Source organism: Halorubrum orientale (assembly GCF_059623105.1).
In genome coordinates, this window is the sequence record NZ_JBSPSR010000008.1 from 252,869 (window position 1) to 273,732 (window position 20,864).

Sequence of the window (20,864 nt, forward strand, 5' to 3'; positions counted from 1 at the left end):
GACGTCACATAGATGCAAGGAGGAAGCCCACGAGTTTACTCGTGGGAGGAATCCGACAAGCCACTCCACCAACCACGAGCGACACCAACCCGACTCCCCCACGTCAATCGTGCAATTGATAAATAGGTAGTTTGACATGTGATACACGGATGGGGGACTTGATTCGCACCGTCAGAATCAAACTCGATGTACCTGACAAGCGGTGCGACGACCTCCATCAAATCAAAGACCACTTCATCCACTGCGCAAACACTACCGCAGAGTGGGCATGGAGATACCCGAACGACTACTGCGTAACCTCGAAACAGAAGGCCGAGAACGCCCTCTATGACCAACTCCGTGAAGACACGGACTACATGCACGCCAACCTCGTTCAAAAAGGAATTCGGCGTGCTATCGAGGCCATCAAAAGCGGTGTCGCCCGACTCAAGAAAGGCGACAACACCAGTCAACCGTATTTCGATGCGTGGAGCGTCGTCTACGACAAGCGGAGTGCGACGTTCCACCGCGACCACGTTTCCCTCTCAACGCTGAATGGTCGCGTCGAGTGTGACTACGTGTTTCCCAGCGATGCTGAGGGAACACCGATTGGCGAGTACCTGCTGAACGAGGACTTCGAGTTCCGCATGTCCACGTTACAGTACGACCGCCAAACGGAGTCGTTCTACCTTCACGCACGGATGCGCCGAGTCACAAGCGAGCAAGAGCAGTCCACACCCAATTCTTCTGACGCCAAGCACAGAACAGTCCTTGGTGTTGACCTGAACGTGGACGGCTCGCTCGCCGTGACTTCGACCGGGGCGTTCATCGGGAACGCTGACGAGATGAACCACCGACGCCGTGAGTTCGAGAAGACTCGCGGGTCGATGCAACAAACTGGAACGCGGTCGGCACATCTGTCGATTCAGTCGATGCAAGACCGCGAACATCGCTGGATGCAGGACGAACTCCACCGTGCCTCAAACCGGATTCTCGAAGAAGCCCGCGACCACAGATGCACGCACATCGCCTTCGAGAATTTAACCGATATTCGCAAACGGATGGCTGGTGCAAAGCGGTTCCACGCATGGGCGTTCCGACGCCTGTACCAGTACACGGAGTACAAAGCCGAGATGTTCGATATCGGGATTGAACAGATACCTCCTGCATACACGAGTCAGCGGTGTTCGTCGTGTGGGTTTACGCATGAGTCGAATCGGCGGTCGAAACACCAGTTCGTGTGTCAGAAGTGTGAGTACGAACTGAACGCAGATTACAACGCGAGCAAGAACATCGCTCGCAAACTGCTCAAGAAACTCCACTCGGGGCAGACGTCTTCGAGTGGAGGCGCACCCTGTCAGTGTGCGCTAACGTCAGGGACGTTGAACCTGAACGGCGATTACACTGCCTCCGTCGTTACGACGGCAGAAGGGGAGTCCACTGACAAGCCCACGACTTCAGTCGTGGGTGACTGACTCCCGAACCGCGCCGACGACGAGGTAGACGAACGGCGTGTCGACGAGCGCGATCGCGAGCTTCAGGATGTACTGGCCGGCGACGAGGGTACCAACCACGGGGAGCGGAAGCGGCTGTCCGATGCCGAGCAGGGTCGGCGCAAGCAGGAACGCGACACCGACGAAGATGACCGTGTCGACCGCCTGGCTCGTCGCAGTCGAGGCGACGTTTCGCAGCCAGAGCAGCCGCGGGCCCGTCCGCTCGCGGATCGCGTGAAACAACACGACGTCGACGTTCTGGCTCACCACGTACGCGAGCAGGCTACCGGCGACGATGTTCGTCGTCGGCCCCAGCGCGGTCGCGAACGCCGAGGAGACCCCAGGGTCGACGCCGGGTGCGACGAGTGTCGACCACACCAGCGCGAGGACGACGAAGTTCATCGCGAAGGCGACGTTGACGACCACCTGGGTGGCGCGACGACCGTAGAGCTCGGCGAAGCAGTCGGACGCGAAGAAGGTGAGCGCGTACGCGAGCGCCGCCCCCGGCAGGAGAATCTCCGGGCCGACGACGGGCAGCGCGACCGGAAGCGGGAGCGCGAGCACCTTCGCGGCCGTGACCTGGGCAGTCACGAGCGCGGTGACGAAGAGCGCGACGAGCCCGACCGCCGCGACCGCGGGGCGTGAGAGCGGGTCGACGGCGAACACCGACTGTGGCCCCTCGGTCGCCGCCCGGTCAGCCATCGTCGGCCTCCACGTCGCCACCGGCGGGCTCCTCGTGGTCGGCCGCTGCGTCGCGCCCCGTGGGCTCGTCGGTGAGTCGTCCGTGTCGCTCGTCGATCTCGTCGAGGACGTCGAGGGTCTTGCGGATCGACGCGCGGATCCCGTCGCTTCGGTTCACGAACTTCCCGTCGTCGCCGACGTGGTCGTCGAGGTCGGCGAGCAGTTCTTCGGGAACCTCGACGCTAATCTTCGGCACCGCGATCACCGCCCTCGGGTGTCGGCCGTCGACGTGGCGTTTGATAGTATCACAGTATTCGCTGAAGAATCTCCAGCGAGCAAAAAGCTGCCTGTCTGGGTCTCGGTGGGCCACCTCATGACGCAGCTGTGATGACACGAGTCTCCGTCGAAAGCGGCGTGACGACCCGAGGAACGTAACAGTTATTAATTTTTGAACGGATCAAAATACGTGAGACGAGCCCTTCTTCAGCGCGTGTATCGTCGTCCCCGCGGGCTCCCGACGCCTGCACGAAGACCCACACGAGGTGGCCAATGACCGGCTCACCGTCGACCCGAGTGCGATGGGCTGCGGTGGTATTCGCAAGCATGCTCCTGGTGAGTGGCACCGCTGGCGTCGCGGCCGCCGGCGTCGCGGCCGCGGGCGTGTCCTCGGGAGAGTCAACCGATGTAGCCGCACTCGGAGCGAGCAGTACCATCGACGCGTCGGGCGCGGTGACCGATACACCGGCAGCCGCGACCGAGGCGGGTGCCGCGCCGGTTCGACCGCAGACCGCGGTCGTGCGTGGTCGACCGGATCTCGAGGTGATGCTTCCTGATTCGACGGTGACGCCCGACCAGACGAACGAGCTCAGCTTACAGATCGCGAACGACGGGACGCTGAACTTCGGGTCAGCGGAGAACCGGCAGATCGTTACGACCGCTCGGAACGTCCGGGTCGAAGCAACCGCCGACGGGACGCCACTCACCGTCGACACCGAGATGCGGGGTATCGGCTCGGTGACCGAAGATGAGCCGCGTGAGTTCCAAGTCGCCGTCGACGTACCGCAGTCGGTCGAGACGGGCACGTACGACCTCGACGTCGAGGTTCAGTACTCGTACCGGTCGTTCCAAGGCGGCGAGCCTATCGGCTCCAGTGCGAACGAGCGAACACGCACGATCACCGAGACGGTGGAAGTAGAGGTGAAAGACGAGGCCCGCTTCGACATCGTCGAGGCCCGGACGGACGCACAGGTCGGTGACTCCGGCACGCTCGAAGCCGTGATCGAGAACACCGGCTCCGAGCCGGCTATCGACGCCGACGTAACCCTCGAGGCAGCCGGTGACCTCCGTTTCAGTGGGACCGAGATGAGTACGGCACGCATCGATCGCCTCGATCCGGGTGAGCGTGACACCGTTACCTACGACGTAACCGTTTCGCCCGATTCTTCGGTGAGAGGATACTCAGTGGACGGGGAGGTGACGTTTGATGACCCCGAGGGAATCCCGCGTGTCGACGAATCGATCTCCCTCGGTGTGACGCCGCGTGCTGAACAAACGTTCCGCATCGAGAGCGGCGAGACGACGCTCCGAGTTGGTGAGGACGGTGACCTTCGCGGCACCGTGGCCAACGAGGGGCCGGCACCGGCACGAAACGTCGTCGTCGTCTACGAGAGTGAGTCGCCGAATGTGATCCCGATCGAAAACGAGGTCGCGGTCGGGTCGCTCGAGTCGGGAGCATCTGCTGAGTTCGCGCTCCCCATCGAGATCGGCGGCGAGGCGAAGCCCGTCGACCGCGTCGCCGACGTGGCGGTTCGCTATCGCAACGACGAGAACGAGCTCCGGCGGTACGAGGACGTCGAGGTCGCGTACGCGGTCGACGAAGAGCGCGACGACTTTGGCGTCGAGGTTGTCGACCGCGAGGTGACCGCCGGCTCGACGACAACGTTCGACATCGTCGTGACGAACAACCTCGACGAACCCGTCTCCGACGTCGAGGCTCGGCTGTTCGCCGACAGTCCGCTTGACAGCCCCGAAGACGAGGGCTTTGCCGAGTCGCTCGCGCCCGGTGAGTCGACGAATATGACGTTCACGCTCGCGGCTGAGGGCGGCGCAACGGCGAAAACGTACCCCGTCTCCATGGACTTCCGGTACGACGACGGCGACGGCGACAGCACGCTCTCTGATACCACTCGCGTCGCGGTGCGCGTCGTTCAGAGCGAGGGTGGCTTCCCGTTCGGCATCGTACTCGGTGTCGTCGCCGCGCTCACCGTCGTCGGCGGGGCAGCCTACTACCGGCAGAGGGAGTAGTCAATGAGCCGACTCGGCGACCGCATCCAGGCCGCTACGGTCACGCTCAGCGAAGTTGTTGTACGCCGACGGAAAGCCGTGATTGTCGCGTTCCTCCTCGTAACGGCCGTGTTCGCGGGCGGGATGACGATGGTCTCAACGGATTCGGACGCGACGGATAGCTTCACCCAGGACATTCCAGCACAGAACGCGCTCGACGCAGTCGAAGACGAGTTCGAGGACCCATTCGCGGCCGAAGACGAGTCGACACAGCTGGTCCACACCGGGACAGACGTCCTCTCACGGCAGGCGATGCTCGCGAACCTCCGGGTGCTCGACCGAGTCGACCGGCGTGAGAGCCTTCGGATGGCGTCCGCACGCGGGCCCGCCACGCTCGTTGCGACCCAACTCGACCCGACGGCCGAGACACCACGTGAACAACGCCGGGCGATCCGCACGGCGACGGACACAGAGCTGCGCGAGGCGGTCCGGGCGGCGAGCGAGCAACCCGGGTTCACCAGTCTCGTCTCCGACGACTTCAACGCCCGCGAGGCGTCCGCGTCGGCGTCGGTGACGGTGATAACCCACGACGTCCCACAGGGATTCAGCGACGGCGACCTCCAGTCGATCCAGACGACGATCGCCACGCTGGCGTCCGACGAGCCGGCCGACATCCGGGCGTTCGGCAGTGGGATCATCAACGCCGAGACCGGCCAGATCATTGGCGACTCGCTGGCGCTCGTGATGCCTATCCTCGTCGTGTTGTTGTTGGGCTTTCTCGTCGTCGCCTACCGCGACCCGATCGACCTCGCGCTCGGGCTCACGGCGTTGTTGATGACGATCATCTGGACGTTCGGCTTCCTCGGCTTCTCGGGGATCCCCTTCACCCAACAACAGATCTCGACGCCGGTGTTGTTGTTGGCCGTGGGCGTCGACTTCGGCATCCACATCATCAACCGCTACCGCGAGGAGACGGTGACGGGCCTCGAAGCGATCCCCTCGATGCGCATCGCGACCCGCCAGCTGACGATCGCGTTTATCATCGTCACGGCGACCGCGGTGTTCGGCTTCGGCGCAAACGCCCTCTCTGACCTCCAGCCGATCCGCAACCTGGGGATCATCTCCGCGGTCGGCATCGTCTTTACGTTCCTCATCTTCGGGCTGTTCTTGCCCGCGGTCAAACTCGAGGTCGACCAGCTCCGCGAGCGGTTCGGCGTCCCCGAGTTCAACTCAACGCCGATCGCCAACGAGGAATCCGCGCTCGGGCGATTGCTGGCACTCTCGGCAAAAGCCGGCGAGCGCGCACCGGTCGTGCTCGTCATCGTGTTACTACTGTTTGGCGGCGGGATGGCCGCCTACGGCACCGGGGTCGACACCTCCTTCGAGCAGGAGGACTTCTTACCGCCGTCTGAAGAGCCCGCATACGTGCAGTACGTTCCCGGGCCGTTGGCACCCGGCGACTACACCGTCTCGTCGACGCTCGACGTCCTCGAAGAACGGTTCGATGCGAACCAAGACGAGTCGATAACGATCTACGTCCAAGGGCCGATGGAAGCCGACCACGCACTGGAGTCGCTCGTGCGACCCGACCGCGACCCACCGGACACGCTCGCGCTCGGCGACGAGAACGCGGTCCAAACGGAGAGTCTGGTGACAGTGATTCGTGGGTACGCCGAGCAGGACCCGCAGTTCGCCGCGCTCGTCGAGCGTAACGACCGCAACGGCAATGGGGTGCCAGACCAGAACCTCAAGCTGATTTACGACTACCTGCTCGCCTCGCCGGCCAGTGATCGTGCCGATCGGTATCTCACCGACGACCGTCGGAGCACCCAAGTCGTCTACAGCGTGGAGTCGGATGCCTCCCAAGACCTCGTCACCCAGCAGGGCCGCGAGCACGCCAGCGAGTACCGGTACACGGCTATTGCGACCGGCAGCATCGTCGTCTTCGACGTGATCTCCGGGATCATCTTCGAGTCGGCCGTCCAAGGGTTGTTGCTCTCGTTGCTTCTCACCGGCGGATTCTTGATGATCGCCTACGGTGTGCTTGAGTCGAAGCCGCTTTTGGGAATCGTGAACGTGTTTCCCATCCTGATCTCGGTGGCGACGCTCGTCGGGACGATGCGATTTTTGGGGCTCTCGCTTAACGCACTCACGGCGACACTGTTGTCTATCGGCGTCGGGCTCGGAATCGCGTACTCCGTGCACATCACGGCGCGGTTCGTCGACGAGTACGATCGGCGCGACACCGCACTCGACGCGCTCACGAAGACGCTCACCGGGACCGGCGGCGCGCTCATGGGCAGCATGCTCACCACGTCGCTCGGGACCGGGTCGCTCGCGCTCGCTATCACCCCCGTGCTCGGCAACTTCGGGTTGTTGATGGGGATGAGCGTGGCGTACTCGTTTTTCATCTCGATTCTCGCGCTCCCGCCGGCGTTGTTCTTGTGGGACCGATACGCGCCGGGGAGTGCGAACGCGGCTGCCTGAGCGCACATTACCGATTTCGGTAATCGGCGCGGGAGGCTTATATCGGTCCGCGGGTGCCCTCCGCTATGACACGCGTCGCCGTCGTGGTCCTCGGGTGGTGTGTGCTCTTGCTGCTCGCGAGCACGGCCGTCACGCCGGTCGCGGGGGATTCCCCGACGATCATGATGGCGGTCGACGGTGAGCCGGTCGCTGCCGGCTCGGAGACGCTCGTCCAGGCGGATCCGACCGTCAGCGTGAGCATCGAGGCGTCCGCGCCGGTCGAGCTCGTCGACGTCCGCGTCGACGGGGTGATCCGGTGGTCGCGTGAACCCGGGGAGCCGTCAGTCGAGGCGATGGTCCCACTCGAGCTCGAGAGCGGGGCTAACGAGGTGACTGTCGTCGCGAACGCGGACGGCGTCTCGAGTGTCTCGGCGACCGTGATCGTCGACGACCAACGGCCGCGGGTCGCGTACACTGCTCCCTTCGAGACGAGTGTGCTCGCGGGGGTGCCCGAGGAGGTGCGCGTCGAGGGCGCAGCGACGACGCTCGCCGGGGAGCTGGTCGACGACGCGGGCGTCACCCGACTCACCGTCAGCCGAGCGTACACCTACGAGCGCGCCGGCACGACACTGGCGAGCCGACGACACCACGCCCAGCGCGACCCCGGCGACTCCTTCGAACAGCCGCTCTTGCTCGGCGACGGGCGGAACAACATGACCGCCCAGTACACGGACCGCCTCGGGCAGATTCGCGCCGACTCGTTCGTGATCGTCGTCGACGACACGGCCGCGCCGACAGTCGACGTCTCCGTACCGGCACAGACGAGCGCCGAGACGGTGCAGCTGACGGGGACGGTCCATGATGCGGTCAAGGTCACCGACCTCCGGGTGACCCGCCCCGACGGCACCGAGGCGATACTCGTTCAGACAGACGCCGAGCCGGACCGAGACCGGCTCGCGGTCGCCCTCGAGGAGACGGTCACGCTGCGAGAGGGGACGAACGAGATCGTCGTGACGGCGCGCGACCCGGCCGGCAACACCGCGACGGAGACGGTCACGGTCGAGCGCACCGGCGACGCCGACCCCCACGTGAACGTGACGGCTCAGCCGGTCGCGGGAGCGACGGACGCCGTGCGGGTTGTCGGTGCCGTCTCCGGCGGGCCGGTCACCCGGGTGACCGTCGAGAGCGTCGACGAGGCGACCGGCGACCGGCTCGACGTCGTGCGCGTCCGTGGCGCCGACGAGCCGGTGACGCGTGTCGACGTGAACGCGTCGCTCGCGGCTGCGAACGCGTCGACGACCGTCCGCGTCCTCGTGACCGACGCGGCCGGCGTCCAGCACGAGACAACGGTCGTCGCCGTCGACGAGCCGGCCAAGACGACCACGGCGCCGGCAGCCGCCGCGGACACTGCGTCACCTCAGGCCGCCGAGTCGGCACCCGCGGAGACGAACGAGCGGCCGGCCGAGCGTGAGCCGTCACCCCCAGGTGATGCCACGACTGACCCGACCGACACCCCAGCCCGAGCCGAGTCGGTCGACGACGTGGTTCGTCGGATGATGCGTGAGACGGTCAGGGCTGTCCGAACACGTGTGGGCGGGCTCACCGACGTGGACGCGCCGTGGCGCACGAGACGGTGAGCGCCTCCCCGACGCCGGGGTGAGTCGAGCGTCGCGGCAGGAAGTGGGTGTCGTGGTCGGCCGGGTAAGGTAGTTTACTCGTACGTGACCGGCCCACCGACCGTGTCGTTACCGCGTGCGACCGATACCTCGATGGCGAAGTCGCTGGCGGGCTTCGTGAGGTCGAACTCACACGTGATACGGCCGTCGGCCGTCACCGCCGTGACGCAGTTCGACACCTGGCTCACGCCGCCGCCGCGCTCTCGGGCGTCGACCCGGACGACCACGTCGTTGCCTGGCGCGAGGTTCGTCTCGGCCGAGACGGTGAACAACGGGTCGTCGGGGACGCTTCGGTTCGTGAACGTGACCGACGGCTCGATAACACGAATCTCCTCGCGCATCGTCGTCGTCGGGAGCACGTACGGAGCCGCCGCGCCGACCGATAGCTCTACTGTGTACGCCCCCGGCTCGAATCGACTCGTGTCGGCGTCGACGACGACCGCGTCACTCGCCGGGTCGTACGTGGCCTCAAGACCGGCAAGCGGGGCGACGCGCTCGTCGGCGTCGGCGTCCGCAGCGACGAGCCGCGCGTCGACGCCGTGGCCGAGCGACCCCTGTCCGGCCGGGCCGTACCGGACCACGCCGCGTTCGGTGTGGCTCACGGAGGCGCCGGCGAGCGTCACCGAGACGGGCTCCGCGCCGGTCGTGTCCGGGTTGGTGACCGCGTACGACGCGAGCAGCGTGTCGCCCGCGTCGAGCGGGACCGCGCGGTCGAACGCGAGGGTGACCGTGCCGCCGGTGCTCGTCCGGATGTTCCCCACCGCGAACCGAACCGAGCGGTCGACGGTGCCGTCGCCGGTGGTGTCGACCCCAAGCGTCTCGATGTCGCCCCGCGAGAGACGGAAGATATCGGTCGGGATCGCGTCGCTCTCGCCGTACTCGATCGTGACCGACCGCATCCGCACCGCCTCGGTCGGCGAGGCGCGAAGTCGGTGAGTGGTCTGGGCCGACCGCGTCGCATCGACCGCCGAGACGAGGTCATCACCCGGCGCGGGCCGCCCGAGGATCCCCCCGAGCCCGCTCACCGCGAAGGTGCTGCGGGCGTGGTCACCGCGCGCAACGGTCGTGACGCCATCCGTGGTGGTCGACGGGGTGGCCGGGCCGGTCGAGGCGGTGTCGGTGCGTGACTCCTCGGTAGGCCCGGCCGGCAGCGGGGTTTCCGGCGGTACCGCTCGGGTGGCGTTGCCGCCGGCGGTCGGCGGCTCAAGTCGGAGGACGGCCGCGATGCTCGTCGACTCGGTGGCAGCGATCAGGTTGTAGCGGCCGTCCGCGAAGACGAGCCCGTCCTGGGTCGACGTCTCCGAGACGAGTTCGGCGTCGTCTGCGGGGTCGACCGTCGAGATGTCGACGGTTGTGTCTGCGTCGAGCCCGCGGAAGGTGTCGAGTTGGACGCGGATCCGGCCGTCGCCGTCGCCGTCGCGCAGGTCGATGTCGGCGCGGTACGACTGGTCTGCGGCGCGGACGCGGAGCGTGGCCGCTTCGGTGTTGCGAACCCGGAGGTCGATGGTCGCCACGTCGCCTTGGGCGGCGACGGTCGTGGCCCCGCCGAAGCCGACCGCAGACTCCGACTGTCCGACCGCTCCAGCTGGAAGCAGCGAGACGGTGAGACAGACCGCGAGGAAGACGGCGAAGACCGCCGTGCGTGTAGCCATGTGTGACAGCGCTACCGCTGTGGTGGGTAAATACTTTCTGTGGTGGGGTCGCGGGCGCGAGACGCACCGCTGATGCTCATCGGGTGAGCGTCAGCAAAAATAAACCGCATCGGGTGTGATGAGCGGCCGGTCCGCTCGAAGGTGGCTGCTTACTCGTCGCGACGACGGGTCGCGAGGAGCGCGGCAGCGACGAGTGCCACAAGGGCGACGAGCGCGCCGAAGCCGGGCGTGCTGTCGTCCGTGGACTCTTCCTCAGTGGTTTCCTCGGAGTCGTTCTCCTGAGTGGTCTCCTCCTCGGTGGATTCCTCCTCTTCAGTGGTCTCCTCCTCGGTGGATTCCTCCTCTTCAGTGGTCTCCTCCTCGGTGGATTCCTCCTCTTCAGTGGTCTCCTCCTCGATGGATTCGACAACCTCGATCGTCTCGCGGTCGGTGTTGTCGCCCGTGTCGGCCTCGATCGTGTACGTGCCAGTCTCGAGGTCGGAGGTGTCGACGTTCACTGTGTACATGCCATCCGTGCCCCACATCTCAGTGGAGTCGGTGGCAAGCGAGTTGCCGTTCTCATCGAGAACGTCGATGACTATGGAGTTGTCGTCAGCTTTGCGGTTGGTCGTCCCCTCGACGACCATCGTGTCGTTCGCTGCGACCGGGTTGATACCGCTAGCCTCAGAGCCCTCGGGGTAGACGGCGTCGAGCGAGACGGTGCCGTCGTTCAGACGGAACGTCTGCGTGACGATGAGGTCGTCGCTCGCGTCGTCCTCAACGGTCTCGGTGACGATCCGGTCACGGACCTGGTCACCGCTCAGCTGGTTGTTGTCGCCGAGGGTGTCGATGAACTGCACGAGTCCACCGATGTTGTTTTCATTGTTCGGGAGGTCACCGTCGCCGATGTTGCCATCACGGCCGTTCGAGATGACGTGCGCGGAGACGCTGCCCTGGCTGAGACCAACGCCGAGGTCTTCCTCTTCGAACGTGTCGTCGCTGTCGACGCTCACGGAGTACGCGAGCGTGTTCCCGCGGTCGTCGACGAATGCGACGACGACGTTATCCTGACCAGCTGCCGTCCCGTTGACGTCAATGATGCTGTCTTCGGAGGCAATCTGGCCGTTGTAGGTAACAAACTCAGCGGTGAGGTCACCCTCGACCACGTTGATCGAGTCACGGCTACTCGTCGCCGTGGTCCACTGTGAAGTGGTGATTTGACTGTTCGAGAGGGTGTTACCGTTGTCCGCGTCTGCCTGTGCCGCGTCTGCCTCGGCAATTACGCCGATCTCGTAGCGACCCTCGAAGGCAAGGATGTTGTTACCGGGTCCGCCGCCGTCGCGGAGGTTGACGTCGGTCTCTTCGAAGGTGTCGTCGGAGTCGACGTCGATGATGTACTCACCGTCGACCTCGATAATCTCCCAGTCGTCGTTGTCCTTGGCGTAGAGACGGACCTCGTCCGCGCTCTCAGCCGAACCGGAGACGTCGACCTCGGAGCCGACAACGTAGGAGTCAGTCGGGCTGTCGAGGGTCACGTCGCCCTCTTCGACGTCGAACTCGACGTCGTCCTCGGTGTCTGCTGGCCGGTCATAGAACTCACCGTCGCCATCATCCTGGTAGACCTCGAAGTCGATCGAGGTGTCGTCCAGGTTTGCGGTCTCGATCGCGCCGACGCCCTGGGTCCCGTCAATCTCGACCACAGCGTACGCGTAGTCCGCGTCCGTCGGGTCGTTTCCGAGGTCACCTGCGGTGTCGCTGGCGAAGCCAGTGACCGTGGTGTCCCCGACGTTACGGAAGACGTTGTCGCCCTGGCTGATGCCGTCGCGGAAGTCGGTCGCGTCGACCGTCACGAGGTGGTAGTCGCCGTCGATGCCACCGCTGATGGTGTAGTCGAGGTTGTCACCCTGCGTGACGCTGTCCTCGTCGACACTCAGTTCAATGGTGTTCTGGTTCGTCAGCTCGATCGTGTACTCCTCGATGACGTCGCCGTAGTCGAGGTTGTTGTTCCCCTCGAAGACGATGGTGTACTCACCAGCGTCCTCGGAGGACATGTCGAGCGAAACGAAGCCACCGTCGTCGATGAGGTCGTCGTCCTCACCCTCGGCGAGGACCTCGTTAGTGATGTCTGCGCCGCTCGGGTCCTGGACCTCGACGGTCACATTTTCGGCTTCCTCGAAGTTGTACTCCGCGGCGATGCCGAACCTATCCGTTCCGTCTGAATCTTCCGTCGCGCGGCTGGCGGCAATCTGGCTGATGTCATCGCCGTTCAGCTGGACCTCAGCCGTGGTGATGCGCGGCTCGACGACCGTGGTTCTGAACGCGTCAGAAGCAGCGTCGGGGCCGCCCACTGCGTACGTTCCGGTTTCTTCGTCCTGCGGAATCGGCATCTGGAGCGGCGTCCCCTCGCGGGAGCCGGACGTGCCCTCGAGATCGCTCGCACGGACGACCCGCTCGCCGTTCTCGTCAACGAACGAGATGTCTTCCTCGCCCTGGAAGACGGTCTCACCGCTCAGGACACCAACGTCACCGTTGGTTAGCTCGCCGCGGTTCGCGAAGGTGGACGGGGTGTCACCGCCGTCACTCGCGACTGTGAAGTCAACGGTCGTGCTACCGGTGAACGACTCGGTAACCTGTCCCTCGACGTCGAAGGAGTAGTCGCCGTCTGCGACGTCGTTGGCGACACTAGCCGTGACATCGAACGTCGTAGACTCGCCTGGTGCGAGTCCCGTTACCTGAACATCACTATTGGGGAACGTTACGTCAACCCCAGGCGGCGTGTTATTTGCCTGAACACCGGTGACGGTTCCGTTCTCGTCACCAGTATTCGTTACTTCAACTGTTAGGTCGAACGATTCACCAGGTGCGACTGTGCCCGGGTTCGGACCGTCAGTGACGGAGACCCCGGCTTGCGCCTGAGCGGCCGCAGTGCCTGCGAATGCTGCAGACACAGCAACCATTGAGAGAATCATAACCACGGACAGGAACACGGCACGTCCCTGCTCGCGATACGATGTTTCGTTTGTCATTTTTGTGTTGTGTGTATCCTACCAGCGTGCACCCAACTGCTGACGCGTAACAGATCGAGTTCGAATCCGACGACTGCAGTCGAGAGCCATTGGTAGGTTGCAAGCGATGGTACCGACGGTTAGGGTAAATACTTTGTGAACGATACTAGCCGATTCACGAGCAAAATTGTCCATTCGAATCGCCACACAGCGGCTAGGTAAGTAACGAAATTACTCGCGTCAACCACAGAGCAACACCAGAGCAGAGATGCAGTACCTCACAGACGCTATTGAGATCGCTGTGGGAAAACGTCTCTTGGGACGTTTCCATTTACCAGCACCAACGGTTGCTAGTATGCGATGTGTAAGTGTATCAGACACCGAGAGTGCACAACTGTCGGACTCTAGCTCAGTGCTGTGGTATTCGGAATCGACAGTTAGACACCCCTCTACAGGTCAAACAACAGCAGCTACTGGCCGGTGATATACGCGATAATCACGCGCACAGCCTCCTGACGGGTTACCTTCGTCCCTCCAACGTCAGACCCAGTGTTGTACGCGACGACAGCACGGACAGCGTCGCCCCTATCTATTCCATCGTTATCCGCATCAAACCTGGCTACTTCGGTTTGTCCTTCGTTGACGGTGATATTTTTCGTCGTCGAACGGTAGCCAGCAGCGGTAACGTCAATAATTATCTCGCCGGGCTCTGACGGTGAAACCTGGATGATTGCAGTTCCTTTTTGGTCCACTGAGATCGTCTCCACTGTCGCAAGCCGGGTGATGTTCGCATTTGTGACCGGCATTCCGGACGCCGCGTCTGTGACAGTCACAGACACGTTCGTGGTCTCGTTCGCGGTGACAACGGCTGGGTTGACACTGACGTTCAACGAGGAGCGAGTATCGACGGTGAAGTTCACATGCGTTGTGTCCGTCTGGCCCTCCGCGACGGCACCATAGGCAGTGAGCGTGTATTCACCGCTACTCACGTTGTCCCCGACAGAGACACTCACGGTTTCTGTAACGGTCTCCTCAGGAGTGAGCCCCCGGATTTGCAGCGGTGGATCAGTTGCGGTAACGCCCTCGGGCTCGTCTTGGACCCGGATATCAGTGACAGTGCCATTTTCGTCGCCAGTGTTCGTCATCGAAATGTCGAATGTAAACGTCTCACCCGGCTGGACCGGTTCTGCCGGTGTTGAGCTGACGTTGACCGCTGACTCAGGCGCGGCTGTTACCGCTCCAGAGCCCGCTGCGATACCGAGTAACAGGAAGACGGCGATGCACACACCGTATACTACGTAGCTCCGATACTGCGATGAGTGATTCTGTGTCATCTGTTCTACCGTGTCTATTCATACCTACAATATATAATTCTGGCTCGTAATTAGCTATGTTCAGCTTATACTCCTGAGTGAGAACTTGCTCGGACGTGCCAGCAGAAGATCGTTACTACGCTAATCAGGATCCGATTCTTGAGTTTGCATTGTACGCGATGATCACTGAAACGACCTGCTCTCGGGTCGCCTGTCGTCCCCCGATGGTACCGCCAGTATTGTACGCGATGATAGCACGGACCGCCTCGTTCCGATCGATCCGGTTGTCGTTGTTTTGATCGAATCGCACCAGCGGAGAGTCAACAGTCGTTTCATTAACCACGGTAACGTTCTGCGTTGCCATAGTTGACCTGTCAACAGCAATGACGTGGGTGTAGTCTCCATTATCAAGCCGTCCGGTATCTGCTCCGTCGATGGTGAATTTACTTCTATTTTTGTCACCTGAGGCGACCCGAACGTCTGTTTTCACCGATGTGATTTGGCTCAATCCATCCGAATCAACGAGATCGTATGAGATGTTTTGTGTCCTCGTAGCTCCGCCGGTGTTCGTTACTGTAACTGCCACCTCATATCCCTCACTTGAGGTAATCTGAGTGGGGGCCTCGGTGAGGTCGGCTGAAACTCCAAACTGTAAGTTATAGACAGACGAAACGGCAGCAGTCGCGTTGATGAGGCCGGTACCAGTCCGCTCTGGCGGCTGTGGCAGTGGGTCTGCTGTTTGTTGAAGAATCGTTCTCGTCTCGGCTGGTGACACTCCGCCTGAGGCCTCCTCAACCAACGCTGCCGTTCCAGCAACGTAGGGGCCTGCTCCCGATGTCCCGGTGAACACGTCGTCGTATGGCGTCGCAGGAAGGTGGGAGTATCCAGCGATCGAGATTCCGGGACGGTTGGTCACCGGGCCCTCAGCGCTGTAGTCTGCGAGTCGCGCCTCAGGCGTAACGTACGCGGCTGTGCTAACGGCTGTAGAAGCGGTCGCAGGGGGAACGACGCTACCCTCAGGAACATGGTACTGATTCCGGTACAGCCAGTTTGGTCCGTGAATCTCGATCTGGTCATTTGTATCGCCGGCATAGTGATACACGACGAGTGAGAGGGGCTCGAATTCGGACGTCGAGTACGAGATCGCTTCGACGGGAGCGGCACCACTCGTCTGGGCACGCTCAGAGGCAGCGACGAAATTACCAGTTTGTTCGTTGTACAGATAGAAGTCGTAGTCCGACACCGAGTCCGAGCCAAAATCGGACCAAGTCAGATAGAACGTCAGTTGTCCACGAGCGCCGGAGACTGCACTATCTGCGCCGCCAAGTCGATTCAACTGGTCATCCTGAGCAAAGTTGTGATAGCCATCGCCGTCAGGGTCGAAAAACTGCGACTCGTAGTGGCTGAGCCGACCGTTCCCGGCGGGACTCACCACGGTGACGCCCTCCGTCGTGGCGGTGTCGACTTGTCGTGCGATATAGCTCGATCCGTCTCCGGGCCGGCCGTAGTAGGCTAATTCAGTCAGAACAATATCAACGTCTTGATCGATAAGGTACTGCATCGCGGCACCGAAGTCAGTCGACGAACGTACGCCGGTAAGATAGAGCTCTGCACCAGGTGCGATTTCGGCGACTTGTTCGACGGCAGCAGTATCGTGGTCGGGGCTCGCGTCGATCGGCTCGTCATCTTTGAAGTTCCGAACGCCAGCGATCTGGCCCTCATACGGCACGTCACTCACCGCTGGGCCAACGCCGATAACGCCAATTTTGACGCCGTCACCCTGGATTCCGTTTCGGTGGATAGTGTCGGCCTCAATCGAGCTGATGTTCTCATTCGAGCCGGTAGCAGTACGAGTACCGTGTGACTGTCTTCGAACCGAGACGACCCACTCAAGCGACCGAACTACGGACGCGTTTGTCGGACGCATCGTAACGTCTGCGCGATCGTCTGAAACAGTTCCGAGTTCCCCATACGCAGCCAGGAGCGTCGAATAGTCCGACGCATCACCGTCTACGACGACGACGTACGACTCGGTCGTGGTCGTCAGCTGCGACCCCAGTGTCGACCTGTTACTGCTTCTCTCCGGCTGGGGAAGGTCGGTGCCGTTTTCATTCACGTTCGACGGCTCAACCTGTCCAGACTCAGTCGGAGTATTTGGGGCGGTCGAGAACGATATCGGTGAGGTGGCATCGTGTGTTGGTACAGCCACAAATGCCGCTACACAGAGCAAAGAGGTGACTAAAAGTAGAATCGAGAGTGTAGATAATTTCATCTACAATATACTTGTAGTGAGGTTTTTTATCTCTTCTGCTAGATTCAGTAGTCGAACTGAGAGATACTACTAGCAGGAATACACGTCGTGAGCCCCAGATCTATCCCTTTTCGTGTCTTTGTGCTTACTGGTTGTACCACTGTAGGTTGTGATTTATTATATTATTGGTAACCGCGCAGTTGCGACTCACACCCCTTACAAAAATACCAGAAAGATCAGAACGACTGGGTGCAGTGAAAATGCGCCAATCAATTACCCGATATTGTAGTCCACGATCACCTGAACCGCTTGGTCCCGAGTGACTTCCTTGCCGCCAACCGTACTACCGTCATTATACGCGACGATGGCGTTAACTGCCTCGTCGCGGTCAATCGAACCGTCACCGTCAGCGTCGAATCTGTCGACTGGATCGGCCGGTTGCTCGACGGTCACCTGAATCGTATCGGTCAGGTTGTATGCCCGGTGTTTGGCGTCGCCTGCTTGCACCCTGACGGTGTGTGTCCCCGGTTCCAAGCTGATCTCGGCGGTCGTCGACCCGTCACCGTAGTGGTAGTACCCGTTCGGCTCGTTGTTCGGAATCACTGCGCCTGGTTCAACTGCTGGTTGGTCGACGAGAATGTGTAGGTGACCCGCTCCGTCACGAACCCCGTTCGATGCCGCTTCGACCGTGAAGTTCTCTGCGGCCATATCGAACGAGACTGGAGTCGTCACCGTTGCGTCGTCACTCGGCGAGGTGAACGACACCGACCCCATTTGTGGCGTATAGTCGACGGTAGGTGCGTCGACCGAGACGTCCCCCACCATCGCGTTGACGTGGACCGTACACCGGTACTCGGCCAGTGACGAGGCGAGGTCGCTCGTGATCGTGAACGCAATTGTGTCGCCGTCGTCGACCCAGTTGACCGCGCTGTCGTCGTCGAACGACCCCGTGGTGGACTGGCTCAACAGGACGGTGCCGCTCTCGTCGCGAAACTCGAGTGGATGGTTCGGGTAGCCACCATTCTCAAACCGGACCCGCGTTCCCGTCTCGGTGACCGTGAGGGTGGGATTTTCGACGCCCGTGGGGACGTTGACACCCGTCTTAGTGACGTTGCTCACTTCATACGCGCTCGCGCCGACGTTGTCAATGCTGATCGTCGCGTCGACGTGGTCAGCACCCGCAGCGCCGGTCGTCGCGCCTGCACCGACCACGAGGCCGGCACCGGTCAGTTTCAACGCTGTTCGTCTGGTAATCCTGTGGGAGTCGTGAGATACCACATGGATATTATTCGTTGGAACGAGTTAACGACTCGTCGCGGGTGTGTTCGCCACGCACACCCGTACATTGGCTATCATCCTCAAATGTAGAAGTGTGAGTAAACCAGCCAGTGGATGCTTCTGTACATCCTAGCGAAGAGTTCGTATTCATCAATGGAGACAAGTTTCGCATGGCTAGTGGAGCCGACGTGGCTGTTGGCCAGGGTGTAGAAAATCAGTCTGCTGGCTACGAGGCTCCAGCTGGTCAAGGGAAACCACACCCTCATGAAAGCCCCAGAGGATTACATACAAACCTGCAAGATGTCCCTGTGGGTCAGCAGCCGAATTCTGACCAGAAGGATCCTGACTCCCTAGCGCGGAGTGGATGTCAACTGTGGGTAGATAGCTGACACTCCATCGCTCCTCGGTTAATCGAGAAAGAGACCGACGGCTCACTTCGATCGACTGTACACGCGAGGCTACGCAGTGGCTCTCGCGGTGAAAAAGTGAAAAATCGGGGCCGCCCGGTGCGGTAGTTAGGCTGCGATCGTCTGGCCGGTATTGTATGCGATAATCACCTGGACCGCCTGGTCCCGGGTGACTTCTTCGCCACCAACCGTGCCACCAGTGTTGTACGCGACGATAGCGTCAACTGCTTCGTCACGGTCGATGATGCCGTCACCGCCGTCGAAGCGAGCCAGCTCTTCGTCGGTACCTGCTCCAACCTGGACGGAGATAGTCGCCGAAGCGTTGGTGAACGACTTACCGACCGAAGGCCGAGTCGGTTTGCTTGCCTCGACGGCAAACTCACCGGCTTCGTCGAAGGTAACTGTCGCAGTCTGGTCAATCGAGACCGTATCGACGGTGTCACCAGATGCGTTCCGGATCGTCAGCGTACCCGTTGTCTGACGATCGAAGTCCTCACGCGTGAGGTTGAATTCGACGGAGTCGCCTGGCGTGACGTCGGTCTGATCTGCGCTCAGTGAGAGGTTGACCTGCTCAAGGACGTTGATCGTCTTGACGGTGAACTCAGGCGTTCCGTCACCGTCGCCGTCGTTCGAGTTGACAGACACATCGCTGCTGTCTAAGATCTTGAACTCGATCGTCCCACTGTCCGACGTCGTGTAGTCGAAGTTCACAAACCCTTCGTCTGTGACTTTCGTCTGACTGTTACCATCGAGACCAGTGCCACTAATCTGGAGCGTGCCCAGATCAACGGTGTCGCCGTTCGCATCGACGAGCTGGTACGTCTGTGAGACGTCCGTTCCCGGATCAAGTTCGTCGGGGGCGTTGACTAAGCTGAGTTCGCCAACACCGACCGACGAATCACCCAAGTAGGATGCGCTGTCGTTCTGGACAGCGAAGTCCAGCGTGACCGGTTGATCGCCGACCGTATCCTCCTGCGAGGAGATGTCGACGACTGCCGTGCCGTTTTCGTCAAGGTTCGCGTAGACACTGTTGGTGTCAGAGACACCAAGTTCCTCGTCTGAGTCGAACGTGTCGTCATCAGCATCGGCTAGAATCGTCGAGTCAGCACTGAAGTCGAACGTCACGTTCGTTGCGGTCAGGCGCAGGTCGGTGTCCTGCAGTGCCGTGCTGTCTCGCGGATCTTCAGCCGTGATTTCCACGTTCGAGCTGGTGAGACCAAGCGTCAGGTCGCCAGTGAGGTTCGTGGAGATGGTCGGCTGGACAACATCAAGACTCACACTGCCAGTCTTGCTGTTATCGTTGAGGTTCGTGGAGACATTGACCGCATCGGTTCCACTTTCGTCAGCGTTGATCGTCGCTTGAATGACATTTTCCGTACTGTCGCCATCGGTGTCGACGGCGGACGGGCCGGAAACGTCGTCAACAGCGCTGCCCTGCTGATCGATGTTCGTGTTCCCAGCGAGTTCAACGAGTTCGGTACCGTTGACAGCGTTACCGTTCTCGGTCACGGTCAGGTTGATCTGCTCGTCCTGTCCAGCAAGCACTGGATCAACATCTGACGTGATCGTGTACGCGCTGACACCAGCAGATGTGACGACATTGTCAAGCTGTGCGCGGATTTCTCCGCTGTTCGGGTTCGTGCCGTCGTACGCGTGAACCTCAACAACGTGGTCGACACCAGCCGAGGCAATCGTCACATTCTCTACGACGTATTCACCGTTGTTCACGGTGAGTGGACGTGTCTGATCTGCAGTCGTGCCAAGGTTGCCATCAGTGTAGAACTCAATCTGTCCGTCAATCGGATTAAGAACGATGGCATCGACGTTCGCACTCGACGTTTCAGAGACATTGAACAGGTCATCGTCCGTATTGAAGCCACTCTGATCTTGGATGATCACCTGTCGGTTGTTCAGCGTCGTTCCCTCACCATCGGAGACGGTGAGACTAATATCTGCAGTCTGACCGGTCTCGACATCCGAGGGCAGCGAGAAGTCAGACACGACATCGCTGTCGGTGATATCGGTCGTGACAGAGTCCGAGAATGTATCACCTGCGCTCGTTGTCGCCGTGACATTGAACGTCAGGGTAGTGTTCTGCTCGGCGGTGACACCTTCAATCTGGAAGGCTGTCGTTCCCGTATCTGTGTCTCCATTTTCAACAGTAGCCGAGGTTACGGTGAGGTCGTCACCGGTGTTATTGAAGTCAGGCTCACCGTTGTCACCATCGTCAGCAACGTCTAGATTGCCGACGGTGAATTCACCATTGGTGGAAGTGATCGTAACAGGGTGTCATAGAACAGTTCACATACCAAAGAGCAGGGTGAACGCTGAGGTGGAATGAGTTCAGCGACCCTGCAGGATGATCCTTCGGTAGAATCGTTCTTCAATGTCGTGGAAACGG

12 protein-coding genes are annotated in these 20,864 nt (G+C 61.4%); 4 read left to right on the plus strand and 8 right to left on the minus strand.

Annotated elements, in window-relative coordinates; genetic code table 11:
* Positions 1-149: 149 nt before the first annotated feature.
* On the plus strand, positions 150-1,454 hold the full coding sequence (locus ACWUI7_RS11275) for an RNA-guided endonuclease InsQ/TnpB family protein (RefSeq protein ID WP_496642311.1): 1,305 nt from the start codon (positions 150-152) through the stop codon (positions 1,452-1,454).
* Here ACWUI7_RS11275 and ACWUI7_RS11280 read toward each other — a convergent pair.
* Together ACWUI7_RS11280 and ACWUI7_RS11285 are read right to left on the minus strand one after the other, a co-directional pair.
* Positions 1,437-2,174, minus strand: a complete 738-nt coding sequence (locus ACWUI7_RS11280; RefSeq protein WP_496642312.1) for a queuosine precursor transporter — start codon at positions 2,172-2,174, stop codon at positions 1,437-1,439. The genes ACWUI7_RS11275 and ACWUI7_RS11280 overlap by 18 nt on opposite strands.
* The gene (locus tag ACWUI7_RS11285) at positions 2,167-2,409 is read right to left on the minus strand and encodes a ribbon-helix-helix domain-containing protein (RefSeq protein WP_496642313.1); all 243 of its coding nucleotides are present in this window, start codon (positions 2,407-2,409) and stop codon (positions 2,167-2,169) included. The genes ACWUI7_RS11280 and ACWUI7_RS11285 overlap by 8 nt, the downstream gene beginning before the upstream one ends.
* Before the next feature lie 293 nt (positions 2,410-2,702).
* Here ACWUI7_RS11285 and ACWUI7_RS11290 point away from each other — a divergent pair, with 293 nt between their 5' ends.
* From ACWUI7_RS11290 to ACWUI7_RS11300, 3 genes are all read left to right on the plus strand, one after another.
* Entirely contained in the window at positions 2,703-4,457 is a 1,755-nt protein-coding gene (locus ACWUI7_RS11290; protein WP_496642314.1) for a COG1361 S-layer family protein, read from the plus strand.
* 3 nt (positions 4,458-4,460) lie between these two features.
* Entirely contained in the window at positions 4,461-6,923 is a 2,463-nt protein-coding gene (locus ACWUI7_RS11295) for an efflux RND transporter permease subunit (protein ID WP_496642315.1), read from the plus strand.
* A gap of 65 nt (positions 6,924-6,988) precedes the next feature.
* Positions 6,989-8,539, plus strand: coding sequence for a hypothetical protein (locus ACWUI7_RS11300; protein WP_496642316.1), 1,551 nt, complete (start codon positions 6,989-6,991; stop codon positions 8,537-8,539).
* A 74-nt stretch (positions 8,540-8,613) separates the two neighbouring features.
* Here ACWUI7_RS11300 and ACWUI7_RS11305 read toward each other — a convergent pair whose 3' ends face one another.
* The 6 genes from ACWUI7_RS11305 to ACWUI7_RS11330 form a co-directional block, all read right to left on the minus strand.
* Positions 8,614-10,230 (minus strand): DUF7827 domain-containing protein, encoded by a 1,617-nt coding sequence (locus ACWUI7_RS11305; RefSeq protein WP_496642317.1) that lies wholly within the window; start codon positions 10,228-10,230, stop codon positions 8,614-8,616.
* Between the two features lie 149 nt (positions 10,231-10,379).
* Complete coding sequence (gene csg / locus ACWUI7_RS11310) at positions 10,380-13,235, minus strand: HVO_2072 family ArtA-dependent S-layer glycoprotein (protein ID WP_496642318.1); 2,856 nt, start codon at positions 13,233-13,235, stop codon at positions 10,380-10,382.
* Between the two features lie 449 nt (positions 13,236-13,684).
* Positions 13,685-14,500, minus strand: coding sequence for an NEW3 domain-containing protein (locus ACWUI7_RS11315; RefSeq protein WP_496642319.1), 816 nt, complete (start codon positions 14,498-14,500; stop codon positions 13,685-13,687).
* Positions 14,501-14,672: 172 nt separating this feature from the next.
* Positions 14,673-16,736, minus strand: a complete 2,064-nt coding sequence (locus tag ACWUI7_RS11320; protein ID WP_496642320.1) for a S8 family serine peptidase — start codon at positions 16,734-16,736, stop codon at positions 14,673-14,675.
* A gap of 315 nt (positions 16,737-17,051) precedes the next feature.
* Positions 17,052-18,014 carry a DUF4399 domain-containing protein gene (locus tag ACWUI7_RS11325; protein WP_496642321.1) on the minus strand — a complete coding sequence of 321 codons (963 nt, stop codon included), beginning with the start codon at positions 18,012-18,014 and terminating at the stop codon, positions 17,052-17,054.
* Between the two features lie 557 nt (positions 18,015-18,571).
* Positions 18,572-20,464, minus strand: coding sequence for a hypothetical protein (locus ACWUI7_RS11330; protein ID WP_496642322.1), 1,893 nt, complete (start codon positions 20,462-20,464; stop codon positions 18,572-18,574).
* Positions 20,465-20,864 lie beyond the last annotated feature (400 nt).